The 14,834-nt window shown below is 63.6% G+C and carries 16 protein-coding genes; 12 read left to right on the forward strand and 4 right to left on the reverse strand.

All coding sequences use genetic code 11. From position 1 onward, the window contains the following. Positions 1-65 precede the first annotated feature (65 nt). Positions 66-944, reverse strand: coding sequence for a MaoC family dehydratase (locus tag ACL02S_RS05485; protein ID WP_412801192.1), 879 nt, complete (start codon positions 942-944; stop codon positions 66-68). Positions 945-952: 8 nt separating this feature from the next. Beyond that, positions 953-2,311, reverse strand: coding sequence for a 3-oxoacyl-ACP reductase (locus tag ACL02S_RS05490; protein ID WP_412801193.1), 1,359 nt, complete (start codon positions 2,309-2,311; stop codon positions 953-955). A 208-nt stretch (positions 2,312-2,519) separates the two neighbouring features. On the opposite strand from ACL02S_RS05490, the gene ACL02S_RS05495 reads away from it, so the two are divergent. After that, positions 2,520-3,842 carry an acetyl-CoA C-acetyltransferase gene (locus ACL02S_RS05495; RefSeq protein ID WP_412801194.1) on the forward strand — a complete coding sequence of 441 codons (1,323 nt, stop codon included), beginning with the start codon at positions 2,520-2,522 and terminating at the stop codon, positions 3,840-3,842. Between the two features lie 77 nt (positions 3,843-3,919). Here ACL02S_RS05495 and gnd read toward each other — a convergent pair whose 3' ends face one another. Further along, positions 3,920-4,948, reverse strand: coding sequence for a phosphogluconate dehydrogenase (NAD(+)-dependent, decarboxylating) (gene gnd, locus ACL02S_RS05500; RefSeq protein WP_412801195.1), 1,029 nt, complete (start codon positions 4,946-4,948; stop codon positions 3,920-3,922). Between the two features lie 364 nt (positions 4,949-5,312). Between gnd and ACL02S_RS05505 the strand changes: the two genes are divergently transcribed. Both ACL02S_RS05505 and ACL02S_RS05510 read left to right on the forward strand, forming a co-directional pair. Next, complete coding sequence (locus ACL02S_RS05505) at positions 5,313-7,385, forward strand: VanW family protein (RefSeq protein WP_412801196.1); 2,073 nt, start codon at positions 5,313-5,315, stop codon at positions 7,383-7,385. A 264-nt stretch (positions 7,386-7,649) separates the two neighbouring features. Further along, positions 7,650-7,841, forward strand: coding sequence for a hypothetical protein (locus ACL02S_RS05510; RefSeq protein ID WP_412801197.1), 192 nt, complete (start codon positions 7,650-7,652; stop codon positions 7,839-7,841). A gap of 95 nt (positions 7,842-7,936) precedes the next feature. Here the strand turns inward: ACL02S_RS05510 and ACL02S_RS05515 are convergent, their stop codons facing one another. Further along, a complete protein-coding gene (locus ACL02S_RS05515; RefSeq protein ID WP_412801198.1) occupies positions 7,937-8,194 on the reverse strand; it encodes a helix-turn-helix domain-containing protein in 258 nt (85 codons plus the stop codon). Positions 8,195-8,335: 141 nt separating this feature from the next. Between ACL02S_RS05515 and ACL02S_RS05520 the strand changes: the two genes are divergently transcribed. From ACL02S_RS05520 to ACL02S_RS05560, 9 genes are all read left to right on the forward strand, one after another. Further along, complete coding sequence (locus ACL02S_RS05520; RefSeq protein WP_412801199.1) at positions 8,336-8,560, forward strand: helix-turn-helix domain-containing protein; 225 nt, start codon at positions 8,336-8,338, stop codon at positions 8,558-8,560. 155 nt (positions 8,561-8,715) lie between these two features. Beyond that, positions 8,716-9,024 (forward strand): hypothetical protein, encoded by a 309-nt coding sequence (locus ACL02S_RS05525; RefSeq protein WP_412801200.1) that lies wholly within the window; start codon positions 8,716-8,718, stop codon positions 9,022-9,024. Positions 9,025-9,111: 87 nt separating this feature from the next. Beyond that, entirely contained in the window at positions 9,112-9,903 is a 792-nt protein-coding gene (locus ACL02S_RS05530; protein WP_412801201.1) for a PE-PPE domain-containing protein, read from the forward strand. Next, on the forward strand, positions 9,903-10,649 hold the full coding sequence (locus ACL02S_RS05535) for a hypothetical protein (protein WP_412801202.1): 747 nt from the start codon (positions 9,903-9,905) through the stop codon (positions 10,647-10,649). The genes ACL02S_RS05530 and ACL02S_RS05535 overlap by 1 nt, the downstream gene beginning before the upstream one ends. Beyond that, positions 10,646-11,368, forward strand: a complete 723-nt coding sequence (locus ACL02S_RS05540) for a hypothetical protein (RefSeq protein WP_412801203.1) — start codon at positions 10,646-10,648, stop codon at positions 11,366-11,368. The genes ACL02S_RS05535 and ACL02S_RS05540 overlap by 4 nt, the downstream gene beginning before the upstream one ends. A 1,894-nt stretch (positions 11,369-13,262) precedes the next feature. After that, positions 13,263-13,490, forward strand: a complete 228-nt coding sequence (locus ACL02S_RS05545; protein ID WP_412801204.1) for a hypothetical protein — start codon at positions 13,263-13,265, stop codon at positions 13,488-13,490. Further along, the gene (locus ACL02S_RS05550) at positions 13,490-13,699 is read left to right on the forward strand and encodes a hypothetical protein (protein ID WP_412801205.1); all 210 of its coding nucleotides are present in this window, start codon (positions 13,490-13,492) and stop codon (positions 13,697-13,699) included. Before ACL02S_RS05545 ends, ACL02S_RS05550 begins: the two co-directional genes overlap by 1 nt. 10 nt (positions 13,700-13,709) lie before the next feature. Beyond that, a complete protein-coding gene (locus ACL02S_RS05555) occupies positions 13,710-13,997 on the forward strand; it encodes a hypothetical protein (protein WP_412801206.1) in 288 nt (95 codons plus the stop codon). A 382-nt stretch (positions 13,998-14,379) separates the two neighbouring features. Continuing rightward, positions 14,380-14,832 (forward strand): phage tail termination protein, encoded by a 453-nt coding sequence (locus ACL02S_RS05560; protein ID WP_412801207.1) that lies wholly within the window; start codon positions 14,380-14,382, stop codon positions 14,830-14,832. Positions 14,833-14,834 lie beyond the last annotated feature (2 nt).

A 14,834-nucleotide genomic window follows, 5' to 3' on the forward strand; every position in this document is an offset into this window, starting at 1 on the left:
GGTGCCGCAGTGCCGCATCCCGATTCCGCCGGAATCGGGATGCGGCACTGCTTGTTCCGGCTTGTTCAGCGCAGGGTGGCCGTCAGATGCGGGTACCCCTTCTTCGGATGCCGCAAGGCCAGATCCCAGCCGTCTTTCGTCTGATCGGCGTACACATTCACGGTGGAAGGCAGCAGAATCGGCTTCCCGAACTTGACCGCGTACTTGGTCTGCCCGGGAATACGGCCCTCGATGGCACCGAGAACAGCTGCCGCCGACCACATTCCGTGCGCGATCGATTTCGGGAAACCGAACGCTTTGGCACCCAGTGCCGAGGTATGGATCGGGTTGTGATCACCGGACGCGGCCGCGTACCGGGTGATCATCTTCTGATCCACCCGCAGGGTGCGCAGCGGGGGCGGCGGGACCTCCTCCGGTTTCGGTTCCGGTTTCGGCCCGCCGGACAGTGAGGTGCGCTGTTGATGCAGGAAGGTGGTGACCTGGTGCCACACCAGTTCTCGCCCCACCCGGATATCGTTGATCACATCGACGAGCAGACCCTTTGGATGCTCGCGCAGATTCTCGACATGGGCGTGGATATCCAGCGGTTCGCTCACCGAGATATCCCTGGTGCGCTCGATCAGGTTCTGCGCGTGTACCGCGCCCACCGCGACGAACGGGAAATCCCTGGCCACCACCAGCCGCATGGCCAGCGGGAAGGTGAGGACGAACGGGTAGGTCAGTGGCAGCGCGTCGCCGAACCGCAGGCCGGTCGCCCGGCAGTAAGCGGCCAGATGATCCGGGTCCACCCGCAGCCCCTCGAGCTGAACGGCTCGATTTGGCAGCGTCGGCTTACGCGCCGACAGCAGCGGCACCGCGCCGAGCGCGGCCTTGGCGAACAGGCTGCTGTTCTTCGGTGGTTCGGAGAGGGTGATCACCTGCGTTTTCTCCCCTCCCTGTGCCACGTCGTTCATCATGCTCCGATCAGGCTCTGCCCGCAGACCCGGACGATATTGCCGGTTACCGCATTCGAGGCAGGGCTGGCGAAGTAGGCGATGGTCTCGGCGACGTCGACGGTCTGGCCGCCCTGCGACAGCGAACTCATCAACCGGCCGGCTTCCCTGGTCGCCAGCGGAATGGCGGCGGTCATCGCGGTCTCGATGAAACCGGGCGCGACGGCATTGATGGTGATGTTCTTCTCCGCCAGTTTCGGCGCCTCGGCCGCCACCATGCCGATGACCCCGGCCTTGGAAGCGCCGTAGTTGGTCTGGCCACGGTTGCCCGCGATGCCCGCGATCGAGGACACATCGATCACGCGGCCGCCCTCTTTCAGCGCGCCCTTGGCTACCAGGCCTTCGGTAATGCGATGCGGTGCTGCGAGATTCACATTGATGACCGCGTTCCACCGGCCCTCGTCCATATTCGCCAGCAGCTTATCGCGGGTGATGCCTGCGTTGTGCACGATGATGTCGATGCCGCCGAAGCGCTCGGTGGCGAACTCGGCCAGCTTCTCGGCGGCATCGGGGGCAGTCACGTCGAGCGCGAGCGCGGTGCCGCCGATCTTGTTCGCGGTCTGTGACAGTGCCTCGCCCGCTGCCGGGATATCGGCCACGATCACCTGTGCGCCATCGCGGGCGAACACCTCGGCGATGGTCGCGCCGATACCGCGCGCCGCGCCGGTGACCACGGCCACCTTGCCCGCCAGCGGACGGTCCCAGTCGGCCGGAGCGGTCGCTTCGTCCTTACCGACCCGGATGACCTGTCCGTCGACGAACGCCGATTTGGCCGAGAGTAGAAAGCGCAGGGTCGATTCACATCCACTCGCGGTGGCCGAGGCCTCGGGGTGGAGGTACACCAGCTGAGCGGTGGCGCCGCGGCGTAGCTCCTTGGCCACCGAGCGGGTGAAGCCCTCGAGGGCGCGCTGCGCGATCTGCTCGTCCACACTGGCGGCCAGTTCCGGTGTGGTGCCGATGATCACGACACGACCGGACGGGGCAAGGCTGCGCATGGCGGGCTGGAAGAACTCGAACAGCTGCGAGAGGTCTTCGATCGTGCCGATGCCGGTGGCATCGAATACCAGGGCACCGTATTTGGTTCCGTTGCTCAGCGCATCGGCGAAGGTGTAATCCGGCAACAGGGCGCGGATCGGCTCGGCGACCCGGCCTTTGCCGCCGAGCAGTACCGGGCCGGGCAGCGGCGCCTCGCCCTTGACGTAACGGCGCAGGCTCTCCGGCTGCGGGAGGCCGAGTCTACCGGCCAGAAACGCGCCGGGAGCGGAGTTCACGAACGATCCGTAGAGGTTGGGAGCACCCTTGTTCTTGCTGGCGGCCACTATTCCTACCTTTTCTGAGTTCTGTCTCTCGGGTCTGGGGGTCGCCCCGGCGCGGTCTGCTGGCGCACTTTTGCGGGGTACGTATCGACTTTAAACTTACTCCAGAGTAAGTTTAAAGTAAACAACTGCGACGGGGCGCCGATCTGCGCGGATTCCTCCGCATCCGACCGGCCGCCGGGCAGCCATCCACGAGACCTTGGAGACTCGAGTGACCAGCAAAGCCCGTTCGGCGAAGAGCACAGCCAAGCCCGCCAAGACCGCCCGCCCGGTCGCGATTGTCGGCGGTAACCGGATCCCATTCGCTCGCTCGGACAAGGCGTATGCCCACGCCTCCAATCAGGACATGTTCACCGCCGCGCTGGACGGGCTGGTGAGCCGTTTCGGCCTGCAAGGCGAGCGGCTCGGTATGGTCGCGGGCGGTGCCGTGCTGAAGCGGGTCGGCGAGCACGGCATGATCAGGGAAAGTGTGCTCGGCAGCACGCTCAGCCCGTACACCCCGGCACATGATCTGCAGTTGGCCTGCGGTACCGGCCTACAGGCCATCGTCACCGTCGGCGACGCGATCGCCGCCGGGCGCATCGAGGCAGGTATCGGTGGCGGCACCGACACCACCTCCGATGCCCCGATCGGGGTCAGCGAGGATATGCGCGAGTGGATGCTCCAGGCCAATCGCGCCAAGACCAACCTCGACCGGCTCAAGCTGGTCGGCCAGTTGCGCCCGAGCATGCTCGGCGTCGAGATCCCGCGCAACGGCGAGCCGCGCACCGGGCTGTCCATGGGGGAACACGCCGCGCTCACCACCAAGGAATTCGGCATCTCGCGTGAGGCACAGGATGAGCTGGCCTACTTATCGCACACCAGGATGGCCGCGGCCTACGATCGCGGTTTCTTCGATGATCTGATCACGCCGTTCCTCGGGCTGACCCGCGACGACAACCTACGGCCGAACTCCTCGATCGAGAAGCTGGCCACCCTGAAGCCGGTTTTCGGGGTGAAGGCAGGCGGGGCGACCATGACGGCGGGCAACTCCACCCCGCTGACCGACGGTGCCTCCGCGGTGCTGCTGTCCAGCGAGGAGTGGGCAGCCGAGCGTAAGCTGCCGGTGCTGGCCCGCCTGGTCGACAGCGAGGTCGCCGCGGTCGACTACATCCATGGTCCGGACGGTCTGTTGATGGCCCCCACCTACGCGGTGCCGCGCCTGCTGGCCCGTAACGGCCTGACCCTGCAGGACTTCGACTACTACGAGATCCACGAGGCGTTCGCCTCCGTGGTGCTGGCCACTCTGCAGGCATGGGAGTCGGATCAGTACTGCAAGGAGCGCCTCGGCCTGGACGGTGCGCTCGGCGCGATCGACCGGGACAAGCTCAACGTCAACGGCTCCTCGCTGGCAGCGGGCCATCCGTTCGCCGCTACCGGTGGGCGTATCGTCGCTTCCGCGGCGAAGACGCTGGCAGAGAAGGGCTCCGGCCGTACGCTGATCTCCATCTGCGCCGCGGGCGGCCAGGGCGTGGTGGCGATCCTGGAGCGCTGATCCGGGTAGCGCGTAACCAGTATCGGCACGGCCCCTGGTCATCGGACCGGGGGCCGTGCCATGCCGATCGGCGCGGTCTATGCGTCAGGAAGCTCATCGTGTCCACCGAACGCCTTACGCATAGCCGAGAGCATTTTGTCCGCGTACTCGGACTCACCGCGTGAGGAGAAGCGGGCGAACAAAGCGGCCGAAAGCACCGGCGCGGGCACCCCTTCGTCGATTGCCGCGTCGATGGTCCAGCGGCCCTCACCGGAATCGGATACCCGGCCGCTGAACGAATCCAGACTCGGATCGGCGAACAGCGCACCGGCGGTGAGATCGAGCAACCATGAGGCGACTACCGATCCACGCCGCCATACCTCGGTGATCTCGGGCACATCGAGGTCGTACTGGTAGTACTCGGGGTTGTCCAGCGGGGCCTCCTCGGCCGAGTGCGCACCGGCCTTCGCTGCCCCGATATCGGCCTTGTGCAAGATGTTCAAGCCTTCGGCATAGGCTGCCATGGCACCGTACTCGATACCGTTGTGCACCATCTTCACAAAGTGGCCCGCACCTGCGGGCCCGCAATGCAAGTAGCCCTGTTCGGCGGTGGACGGTTCGCCGGTGCGGCCCGTTGTGCGTGGCGCCGCATCGATGCCGGGGGCGATCGATCGCAGCAGCGGATCGATATGCGCGACCGGCTCCTGCTCCCCGCCGATCATCAGGCAGTAGCCGCGTTCCAAACCCCAGACCCCGCCCGAGGTGCCGATATCCACGTAGTGAATGCCCTTGGGCTGCAGCCGCTTGGCCCGCTTGATGTCTTCGTGGTAGCGGCTGTTGCCGCCGTCGATGATGATGTCGTCTGGTTCGAGCAGTTCGGCGACCTCTTCGATGACCGTGCCCGTTGCCCCTGCCGGGATCATCACCCAGACAACGCGCGGCTTCTCCAGCGCGGCCACGAAAGTCCGGTAATCCGCCGCGCCCGTGAAGCTGTCGCCCAGCTCCTCGGCGAACTGTGTGGCCTGTTCTTTGCGGCGTGAATAGCCGACAGCGGTGTGCCCGTCCGCGACGATGCGGCGCACGATATTGCCGCCCATCCGGCCCAGACCGATCATTCCCAGCTGCATACCATCCCTTTCCCTCGTTTGTCCGAGTTCCTGTGGCGGGAGCCGGTGTCGATTGTCCTCGTCTTGTCTGTCTCAGGCATCGCCTGTCTCGCGGTATTGCCTCGGCAGGGTTCTGCGCAGGACCGGTAACGCGCCGCGCACGGCAGCGATACACGGGTTGGCTCCGCGTGGGCGCCGGCCCCCGACCCGGCACCCGCGCGGGGCCTTGCGGTTTCCCCCGTAGCGCCACATCCGATTGATGTGTGATGCGCGTGTGCTGTGCGATGTATGTGCTGACCCGGCATAAGCGAGTAGTCATCACTATGGTTGGCGGAAGAATCCATACCTGGGAGACCACACGGCAACCGAGCGGAGAGGGAGGTTCGTGACCAGCGAGTCCACAACCGGGCGCCAGGGACGTGGCCGGTCGCAGGGCGGTGAGGTCGGGCTGCGGCGGCTCCTCGAATCCACCCAGATCAGGGAATCCCCGCAGGTCGAGCCACCACACTTCGAAGCGCCAGAGCCGCAGACCGAGGTGTTGCCGCGGTACGGGGATGATCAGCCGACCCACAGACTGCCGTATGCGGTGACCGCCGAGCCAGCTGAGCAGCGTGCCGTGGATTCGTCGCCGACCGTGCCGCTGGCCGTGCAGCGTCCCGGCGCCGCGCCGGAGGCCGTACCGTCCGCGCCGCGGCCGGTGGCCGAGCCGAAAGCGCCCGGCCGCTGGACTGCCGCGCGTATTCTGCGGTCGGCGCGCCCCGGGAATCCGGCGCAGCAGGCACCGCTGGCCAAGCGGATCGGTATCGCGTTCGGTGTGGTGGTCTCGCTCGCCGGTCTGGCCTATCTCACCGATCTGCTGATGTCCTCCGGTCAGGTGCCGCGCGGCACCGTGGTCGCGGGTATCGACATCGGTGGTATGCACACCGCCGCCGCCGACGCCAGGTTGCGTGCCGAGCTCGGCCCACGGGCCACCACCCCGCTGGCGGTCACGATAGGGGATGAGCAGAGCGGCATCGTGCCGAGCGCCGCGGGTCTCGCGGTGGACTGGCCCGCCACCTGGTCGCGTATCGGTGATCAGCCGCTCAATCCTATTACCCGTCTCACCTCGCTGATGCGCACGCACAGCGTGCCGGTGGCGAGCACGGTCGACGAGGCGGCCCTGACACGTGCGTTCACCGCACTGCAGGTGCACGATCGGCCGTCGGTAGCGGGAAACATTGTCTTCCGCGGCGCGGAACCCATTGCGGTGCAGCCGGTTCCGGGTCGTATCTTGGATGTGCCCGCAGCGCGCACCGTGTTGTTGGACAACTGGTACTTCGGTCGTCCGCTCGTGCTGCCGGAAACCGCGGCACCGATGACCGTGCGGCCGGAAGCGGTGGATCAGGCGATGCGCACCATCGCCGAGCCCGCGGTACGCGCGCCGATCGGTTTCGCGGGCAAAGAGATCGAGGGCAAAGAGGTCACCGCCACCCTAGAACCGGCGCAGATCGCGCAGGTGCTCTCGTTCGAGCCGGATGGCCATGGTGGTCTCGCACCGGTCTTCGATCAGGAGATCGCGACCGGCTTGCTGGCTCCGCAACTGGCCGAGTCCGAGGTGGAACCGAAAGACGCGACCTTCGAACTCTCCGGCCGTACCGCGCGATTGGTGCCTGCGCGTGCCGGCGACAAGATCGACTGGCTGAAGACGCTCGAACAGCTGCCCGCGTTGATCACCGCTCCGGGAGAACGTCTAGGACAAGCCGTCTACGAGAAGATAGAGCCCGAGCTCACCACCGAGGCCGCGCAGGCACTCAATATCACCGAGGTGATGGGCAAGTTCACCACCAGCGGTTTCAGCGGCCCTTCCGGTATCAATATCCGCACCATCGCCGAGCAGGTGAACGGTGCCATCATCGAACCAGGCGAGACCTTCTCGCTCAACGACTTCACCGGACCGCGCGGTATCGCGGAAGGCTATGTGGAGTCCGGCATCATCGACCACGGCCGCCCTAGCACCGCGGTCGGCGGTGGCATCAGCCAGTTCGCCACCACGCTCTACAACGCCGCGTACTTCGCAGGTCTGGAGGACGCTGGGCATACCGAGCACAGCTACTACATCTCGCGCTATCCGGAGGCTCGTGAGGCCACGGTATTCGACGGCGTCATCGACCTGAGATTCCGCAACAACACCCCGAACGGCGTCTATATCGAGGCCTCCGCCTCCGCCTCCGACGTCACCGTGCGCTTGTGGGGCGTGAAGACGGTCGACGTCGAATCCATCACCGGAGAGCGCACCAAGCCGACCGAGCCCACCACCGTGGAACTTCCTGAGGGCGAAGACTGCATCGCCACCGAGGGCGCACCCGGCTTCACCGTTTCCGACACCAGGGTCATCACCGACCGTCGCACCGGTCGGGAAATCTCCCGCACCACACGTACTGTCAAGTACGACCCGATTCCGATCGTCAAATGTGAGTAAGCGCAACGAGTCTTGCGCTGGCAAATATCCAGCGATTACGCGGAATTCCGCTATTCGCCGCTTTCTTCGATGAATACCGCTGTAGCAGCATTGCTTTGGTACGCGATTGCTGGATAGATGCGGTATAACTACGCCATGTTCCGGGACGCTTGTTCAGCTCTGTTCCGGAACATGGGCTCGAAGTAGAGCGGAATTAGAAGGGGAACAGTGGTTGTGGATCGTATCGACTCGCTGGCAGAGTCTATTCCTGCGTGGAGCGGGAGTGTGACGAGCTTGCTCGGGGTGGTCATCGGCGGTGAGGCCGCACAGCGGGTCGCGCAAGGCACGGGCACGCTTTGTGATGTCGTGCTCGCGGCATGGGCGACTGATGTGGATCCGGCCGAGGCAGTCGTGCAATACGCCGAGGTGGTTGTGGCCGCAGGGAGCTTTCGTGATGGAGGCGAGCGCTGCGCTTGATCGCGCGGCAGGTGATGGGCGCGGTGCGCCCGCTGCTCTGATTCGTCGGTAGCCGCCGGCAACTGTGGCGGCTACCGATCCTCATCGCATCCGGCCTATTCGTCGGGGCGTTCCACATCGCGCAATGCCAGCGTGACGAATTCGCGCATGGGTATGCCGAGAGCTGTGCACAGCGCGTGTAGTTGTTGTATGTCCGGTGAGCGTTCGCCGTTCTCGAAACGCTGAATCGTGCTGACCCCCAATCCGGTCAGTGTCGCCAGCTGCGGGCGGGTCAGATTCCGCCGCGCCCGCGCGGCGCGTAGCTCGTTGCCCACCGCGCTATTGATCTCCGAAGCCGCCCTGTTCACACCCATACGGACTATTTTGAGGTCCGAACGGCCATGTGGCAAATGAAATGGCAAACATCGCGCTGACCTCCCTGGGCCTCCGTCCAGATCCACCTGGAGCGCCGTTATGAGTTGCAACAAGTCCAAACGGAACTTATTGTGCTCCACATGGAACATCTGGATCGCATGGTTGCCGATCTGATCCGGCACGCCATGTCTGCGGCTGGACTGACTCGGGACGAACTCGCGCGACTATCCGGCGTCCCGGAAGAGGTATTGCTGGACAAGCTCGACGCCATGGACTCGTTCGATCTGTACGAGCTCGTTTTCCTTGCGGCAGTACTGGACTGCCGAGTAGCCGATCTGCTGCCCGAGATGGCGGGGTCGAGTTGACCACTCGGCTTCGTAGTGTGCCGCGACCGGCCTCGTTCTGGTTATGTGTGAGATGAATCACGAACATCAGCCGCCTCGAAATCGACCGAAAAGCAAACTTTTAGCTACCGCAGTGGTGGTCCATGACCGGGCTATGTGGAATGCCTCGAGAACGCGTGGAACTGTTCCGTCGCCACATCGGTCATCGTGTTGTCTTCGTTCCCCCCGCCGGTCCCCAGTGCGGCGCCATCGAGCACGGTGTGATCATCGCGGTCGATCATCGGATGGTCTATGTCGACTACGGATATCCCAATCCGGTGTGGCCCGAACTGGGAAATTCTATCGCAACACATCCAGGTAATCTGCGTCTGAAACCCGTGACGATGCAGATGAAAAGTACTGTAGCGAAATACTTTTCGCATTCTCCTCGCAATACGCTATCTGCCGAGGGGTCGGCGCCCGGCCCGCTCTTCAGCGCGACCTGAACGGTACGCACAGCACCCGAATTCCCTGATCGACGCCAGCCGCCCGGTGCGCGTCCGGTCTCGCACGTCTACGAAAGGCATGTCGCCATGACCAGATTCGATCCACTGAACGGCAAGGGCTTTCGATCTTCCCACGCCGCGAACGAGATATTCGATGTGCTCATCGTCGGCGGCACCTGGAACTCCGATGGAGCGGGCGCATGCCGTGTCTTCGCCGACGCGTTGGATCCGAAAGTATTTACATCGCAGATGGTTCCGTATCCCGCCGATTACGGCAATCAGGTGACCTATGCCGATAGCGCGGCCGTAGGCAGGCGCGCGCTCATCGAGGCCATCGAGGCCACCGGGAATCGCGTAGTGCTCGCCGGTTACTCACAGGGGGCCGGAATCGTGGGCGATCTCGCGGCAGAAATCGGGCGCGGAGAGTTTCCGCTTCTCGAAGTGGTGGCCTGCGCACTCATCGCCGATCCGCTGCGCCCGATGGGCGCCTGCATCGATACCGATCCTGGTGGTTATGGAATCGCGGGCCAGCGGCCGATCACCGGTATCCCCACCTACTGGGCAGCCGCGGCAGGCGATCCGATCACCGCGCTACCCGCGGGAAACCCGTTGCGCAGTATCGCCGACCTGTCGGCGTATTTCAGCCTGCGCAGTCCCGAGGCGATGTTGCGCTGGGGACAGAGCCTGATCGAGGTCGCGATCGACCGCCAGCTACAGCGTTGGTGGTCGCCGCGCAACTGGCACAGCTGGGGCGGCGCCGTTGCCTACCTGCGCGGCTATCTGCTCGACGGCAGGCACACCGACGACTACATCCGCCATGGTCACGCACTTCGGCTCGCCGAGGTGATCAACCGTGAGGTGGCCGAGGGGGCCCGCTGATGCCCTGGTTCCAGGTAGACGATCAGCTCGGCTTCCACCCTAAGGTGGTCGCCGCGGGCAATGCCGCCATGGGCCTGTGGGTGCGCGCGGGCTCGTGGTCCATGCAGCAGCTCACCGAGGGTTTCGTACCCGCTGCCATCGTGCGTGGGCTCGGCTCGACCGCACAGGCGAAAAAACTGGTCGCGGTGGGCTTGTGGGCTGCTGAAGATGGTGGGTATCGCTTCCACGGCTGGGGTGAGCGGCAGATGTCCAAAGCCGAGATCGAGGATCGCCGCCGCAAGCGTGCCGCCGCCGGGCGCAAGGGCGGACAGATATCCGGGCAGGTGCGGCGAGCGCAAGCACATGCTTCAGCAGCCGCTACCCAACCGGTGCGGCACCAGCGAACCCCTGTCCCTGTCCCTGCCCCTGAGAAAAGCTCGGGGAGCGTGCGACCAGCCGACGAAGCCCCGGAACGCCGATGCTCGCTGCACCGCGCCCACCCGGCGCCACCGCCTTGCGGTGCCTGCGCCGAGGCCCGCCGAGCGCGGGAACGCTGGGATGCCAAGCACGGCGCCGAACGTCATGCCGAGGCGATCAATCGCCGCGAAGCCGCCCGTCGCTGCGCCATGTGCGATGACGCGGGGTGGCGGCACGCTCCCACCGAACTGCTCGCGGTGAATCCCGATCCACCGGTCCTCCGGTGCGATCACACCACCCCCACCACGCTCGACCACTGGCATTCCACCGCAGAGGAAGCGGCATCATGACAACTCGGCGTCCGGCGTCGATACGCCATAGCGGGCCGGCGCGGAACATCGACCCGAACCATCTCTACCTCGACCGCGTCCAGTTGCGCGAACTGGTGGAGCTATTGCGGGAGATCCCGGAATTGGTCGAGGATCTCGGCATCGCACTGACCAAGCAGGCGCGGCTGAGCAGCCCCGGTGACTACCGCATGCACCGTAGACCGAGCGAGCAGCCGCTGCCGTACAACCAGGCCGCGGCACTCGTCGCGGACGAATTACACGCGGTACTCGTGTCCTGGGTGCGGCTGGTCTGTGAGCAGCGCGGCATCGAATACTCCGGCGCGCCCTCGACACCTGGTCTGGCCCGCTGGCTCGACCGCAATGTCATCGCACTGGCGATGACCGAAGGCGTACAGGACGCGCCCACCGATGTTCGCGCCGTGGTCAAGGCCGCGTGGCAGGTGATCTGTCCGTCGGAAGCACGAGCCACTGTGGATCACGACAGGGTCGAACAAGCGCGACAGCAGCGAATGAATGTTTCGGGAATCGTCGCGCTGGCAAAAGAACTGGATGAGTCCTATCGGGGCCTCACCGCGCGGCGAGTGCGGACACTCCGCGATGCGCAGAAGGTCGCGCCCGTACCAGGACCGTGGGCCCCGGAATGGCCGGAGCTGTATGTCGTGGGTGAGGTGCTGGATGCGCACTTGGCGTACCCGGTACGGAAGCGGGTACGTAACTGAAAAAGAATATCCTTAAGGATCTTGATCGTACGCTCGAGCTGGACAAGTCCGCATCACCGGATCATGATCTCCGTGTCCAATGTTTCACAGATGCAATGCACGGGCTTATCGGGGTGCGAGCAGGATTTAGTTCGTATGGTTCGGTCCGGTCGACAGTTGATCAGTTGAAAGAAATCCGTAGTCGGGTAGTCGAACTGATTGCACTGAACTGGAGAACGCTTCACAACTACATATATATCTCCTGGAACCTTGCTAATAATTCGCTCTTCTGTGGCTGGTGGGAGTCTTGTATCCGGCGTTCGGTAATTGCGCTGCTTCTCGATGACTATCCGGGTGCGACCGAGGTTCTCGGTGAGGAGGATATGGATATGATCGGGGAAATGGATAAGGTGCTCCGTGGTAACATTACATATGCGCCACCTCTACGAGATCAGGATACACCTTGCCTAGAGCGCGTCCTATCGATTTGGACCTGAATGATTGAAGCGTACATGACGCGCAGAACTGTCTTCTACGGGTCCATCGAAACGGGTAGTCATCAGGTTGTCGAGCAGACACTCCGATCATGGCTGGTTGCCGGCGAACTGCAGGTTGAATTCCGGCTCAATGGCATTGAAATTACCTATGAGAATCCGTATCTGTATATCTACTGCTACGATGTAACGCGGCCGAGTATAGGATACAGTGAATTTCTTTTCGAGGGGTATGTGAATGACCATCTCGAGAATGCCGCTGTCCGACTACAGGGGCTTCTGCTCGAATGTGACAGAAAGTATGTGCGGTGCGCAATAGACTATAATGAGGTCGACGGTGATTATAATTGTATAGGTGAAGAATATACTATGAGTTCGGCTGCGGATTAGGTCGTTTGTCCTGATAGTCCGAGCCCGGATCGTGGGGTAGCGGATCACCGGAAAACACGTCGGTGGATCCGGGTTCGTCTGCCCGCTCCTGATGTAGCTTTGGTGAGTTCGCCACCTACCTCGGCGAGTACCGTCCGTGTCATATCTTGCTTGGTTCACGTTCAGATGTGCGTAGTAGCGGCATTTCGTCGATCTGTTGTTTTTGTCGCGCGGACGTCGGGATTTGTGCACTACAGGCGCTGTCGGATGCCATGGGGCGAACGCCGGTTGCCGGCGTATGCCCAGCCGTCGTGGCGGGCAGCACTTGCGTGGGCGTGTGCGCAGTAGGTGGATCTGGGTCCGGTGCCGTTGGTGCTGTACGACGTGTCCACCCTGCACTCGGGTCTTCCGCCGCGCCTGGCCATCGTTCTGGGGTGTCTGCCCCACGAGGGCCGTGGCCTGATGGTGTGTTGAGTGGCCGCCATCCACACACGAGTGGCATTCCATGCCAACAACCTTCGTCTGCCTGTGATCAAGACGCCGAAAACCCCTTGTCTACCTGCGGTTTTCCTGCTGATGTCGATTCCGGTTTTGACATCGAGGAATCCTTAAGCCAAGATATTCGCAGCGCCAGAGCTGCGCCCTGATCCCGAAATTCGGGAAACTTTCCTCACCCCAATAGCTTCGATCGAGGCCTCGTCTACGCTGGCGAGGCCTTTGTCATTCCCTACCAAGCGACCGGGGAATCCCCGACCACACGTGGTACGCCCCCGCGATTCGCTCGATAGTGCAGACAAACGGACACGGTCTGCCACCAACCCGCCCCCGGGCTCCCGCTGCTCTTTCCACCGTGGTGTAGCTGGACGCAGCGCCTGGGGTGCCCTGACCAGGCGCGTCCACCGTTACTGCGCAGCTGACTACTGCCGGTGTGTAATCGCCAGGCCTTCCATGCCTGGTCGTCCCAGGCCAGATCGTGCCGGATTCCTTCCGCCGCTACGGATACGGATGAGTTCCGCGCTGATATCGCGGATCGTTTGAAAGGTGTTGCTTTGATGTCTCTTTCGGATTCCGAGCAGCGTGAGTTGTTGGACAAGGTGCGGCGGGTGCATCTGGAGTTGACCGGTGCGTTCCAGTCGCGGGTGTCTGATTCGGAGTATTGCGACACTCTTGCTGGGTATGTGTTGAATTCCGATGCCGCTGACTATCGCAATGAGCAGCGGTTGCGGGCGTTGGAGTTGAAGCTGGATCGGGTGCTGGCCGCGGTCGAGGAGGCATCCTGATGCGTATCACTCGTTTTCCCGAACCCGCGTTGGTGCGTTCGGTGCTGGTCGCGGTGACCGGTGTGCTGGCGTATCTGCTGGGTCGTCAGCTCGATACGTCCTGGATCGAACCGGTATTGACGCTCTATGGCTTGTTGTCACCGATTGTGGCCGGGGTGTTGATCCGGCCGGTGGTCACTCCGGTCGACGGCCTGGACGGTGGGGGGTGAGGTGGAGAGTTTGCTGAACCCCGAGCTGGTGCAGGCAGGTGGGGTGGCGTTGGCGTCGGTGATCGGGGCAGTGACGGCGTGGCAGGCACGGGAGGTATCGAAGCTGCGGCGGCGAGTGGAGTCGTTGGAGCAGCAGGCGGTCGATGACAACAAGCGGTTCCGGGAGGCGATCGTGTTGATTCGTGCGTTGCAGCGGCATATCGATGAACTGCGTGGGTTTCTGCGTCTTCATCTGCCTGGGCATCAACCACCGACACCGGGGTACCGCATCCCACCGTCGTTACGCGAAGAGATCTGACATAACCAGCGGCCGCGGCCGCGCACAGCCTATCGGGACATTCCACGTTCCGATACCAGGAAACCGTTGAGAGACGGTTCTCGAAGCTCGCCCCGCCCGCCGGTTCCTCCCGTGGTTCAGCGAATGCGGTTGTAGGACGGCCAGGATGTCCGGGGCGCTCGGCGGTCTTGCCCGTGCGTCGCACGCGCGGGCAAGACCGCCCTTTCTCCGGCCACACCACCACCGGGCCACGATTGCCGATTTCCGCGGCGAATGTGTTCCGGGCTACTCGTTTTCGATTCGATGGAGATGACTCGACTTTGACCGCACATGATGAAACAACCCATGACCTCGACGGTGACTCGCCCACAGGGACCCTAGAGGTCGAGGTCCAGGTGAAACAATGACCAACCCGTACCCAACGCCTGGACAATTCCCGGATTTCGAACAAGTCCTTGTCGATCTGTGCACGCCGATCGCCACCACGGTATCGACATTGCCCGCCACCGGAGACGAGATCCGAGACCAGCTCCCGTTCCTCTGGGTGCGTCTGGTGAGTGGAAGCACCGATATCAACGCGGTCACCTATACCGCGAAAGTTCGTGTGGCGGCGATCGCCCAGACACGCGCTGCCGCGCAGCAGCTCGCTTCCAGTGCTCGCGATGCTCTGCTCGCCACGCCCGCGACCAGGGTGAACGGTGTGCTGATCGACTGGGCCGAAGAAGCGGCCCCAGACGATGTGAAGTACTTCCCGCCCACCCTGCAGCGCAGCCAGGGTGTGGCGGATCTACCGAATCTGGATCCGATCAATCAAATGGTCGAAATCGGGTTCACGCTGCACGCCCGCCGTCAGTAATC

Origin of the sequence: Nocardia spongicola, assembly GCF_047200775.1 — a bacterium.
GTDB lineage: Bacteria > Actinomycetota > Actinomycetes > Mycobacteriales > Mycobacteriaceae > Nocardia.

Coding starts and splice junctions, on each gene's coding strand:
- gnd (WP_412801195.1), bottom strand. CDS start 4,948: ATGCAGCTGGGAATGATCGGTCTGGGCCGGATGGGCGGCAATATCGTG.
- ACL02S_RS05515 (WP_412801198.1), bottom strand. CDS start 8,194: ATGGGTGTGAACAGGGCGGCTTCGGAGATCAATAGCGCGGTGGGCAAC.
- ACL02S_RS05520 (WP_412801199.1), top strand. CDS start 8,336: ATGGAACATCTGGATCGCATGGTTGCCGATCTGATCCGGCACGCCATG.
- ACL02S_RS05530 (WP_412801201.1), top strand. CDS start 9,112: ATGACCAGATTCGATCCACTGAACGGCAAGGGCTTTCGATCTTCCCAC.
- ACL02S_RS05535 (WP_412801202.1), top strand. CDS start 9,903: ATGCCCTGGTTCCAGGTAGACGATCAGCTCGGCTTCCACCCTAAGGTG.
- ACL02S_RS05540 (WP_412801203.1), top strand. CDS start 10,646: ATGACAACTCGGCGTCCGGCGTCGATACGCCATAGCGGGCCGGCGCGG.
- ACL02S_RS05545 (WP_412801204.1), top strand. CDS start 13,263: ATGTCTCTTTCGGATTCCGAGCAGCGTGAGTTGTTGGACAAGGTGCGG.
- ACL02S_RS05550 (WP_412801205.1), top strand. CDS start 13,490: ATGCGTATCACTCGTTTTCCCGAACCCGCGTTGGTGCGTTCGGTGCTG.
- ACL02S_RS05560 (WP_412801207.1), top strand. CDS start 14,380: ATGACCAACCCGTACCCAACGCCTGGACAATTCCCGGATTTCGAACAA.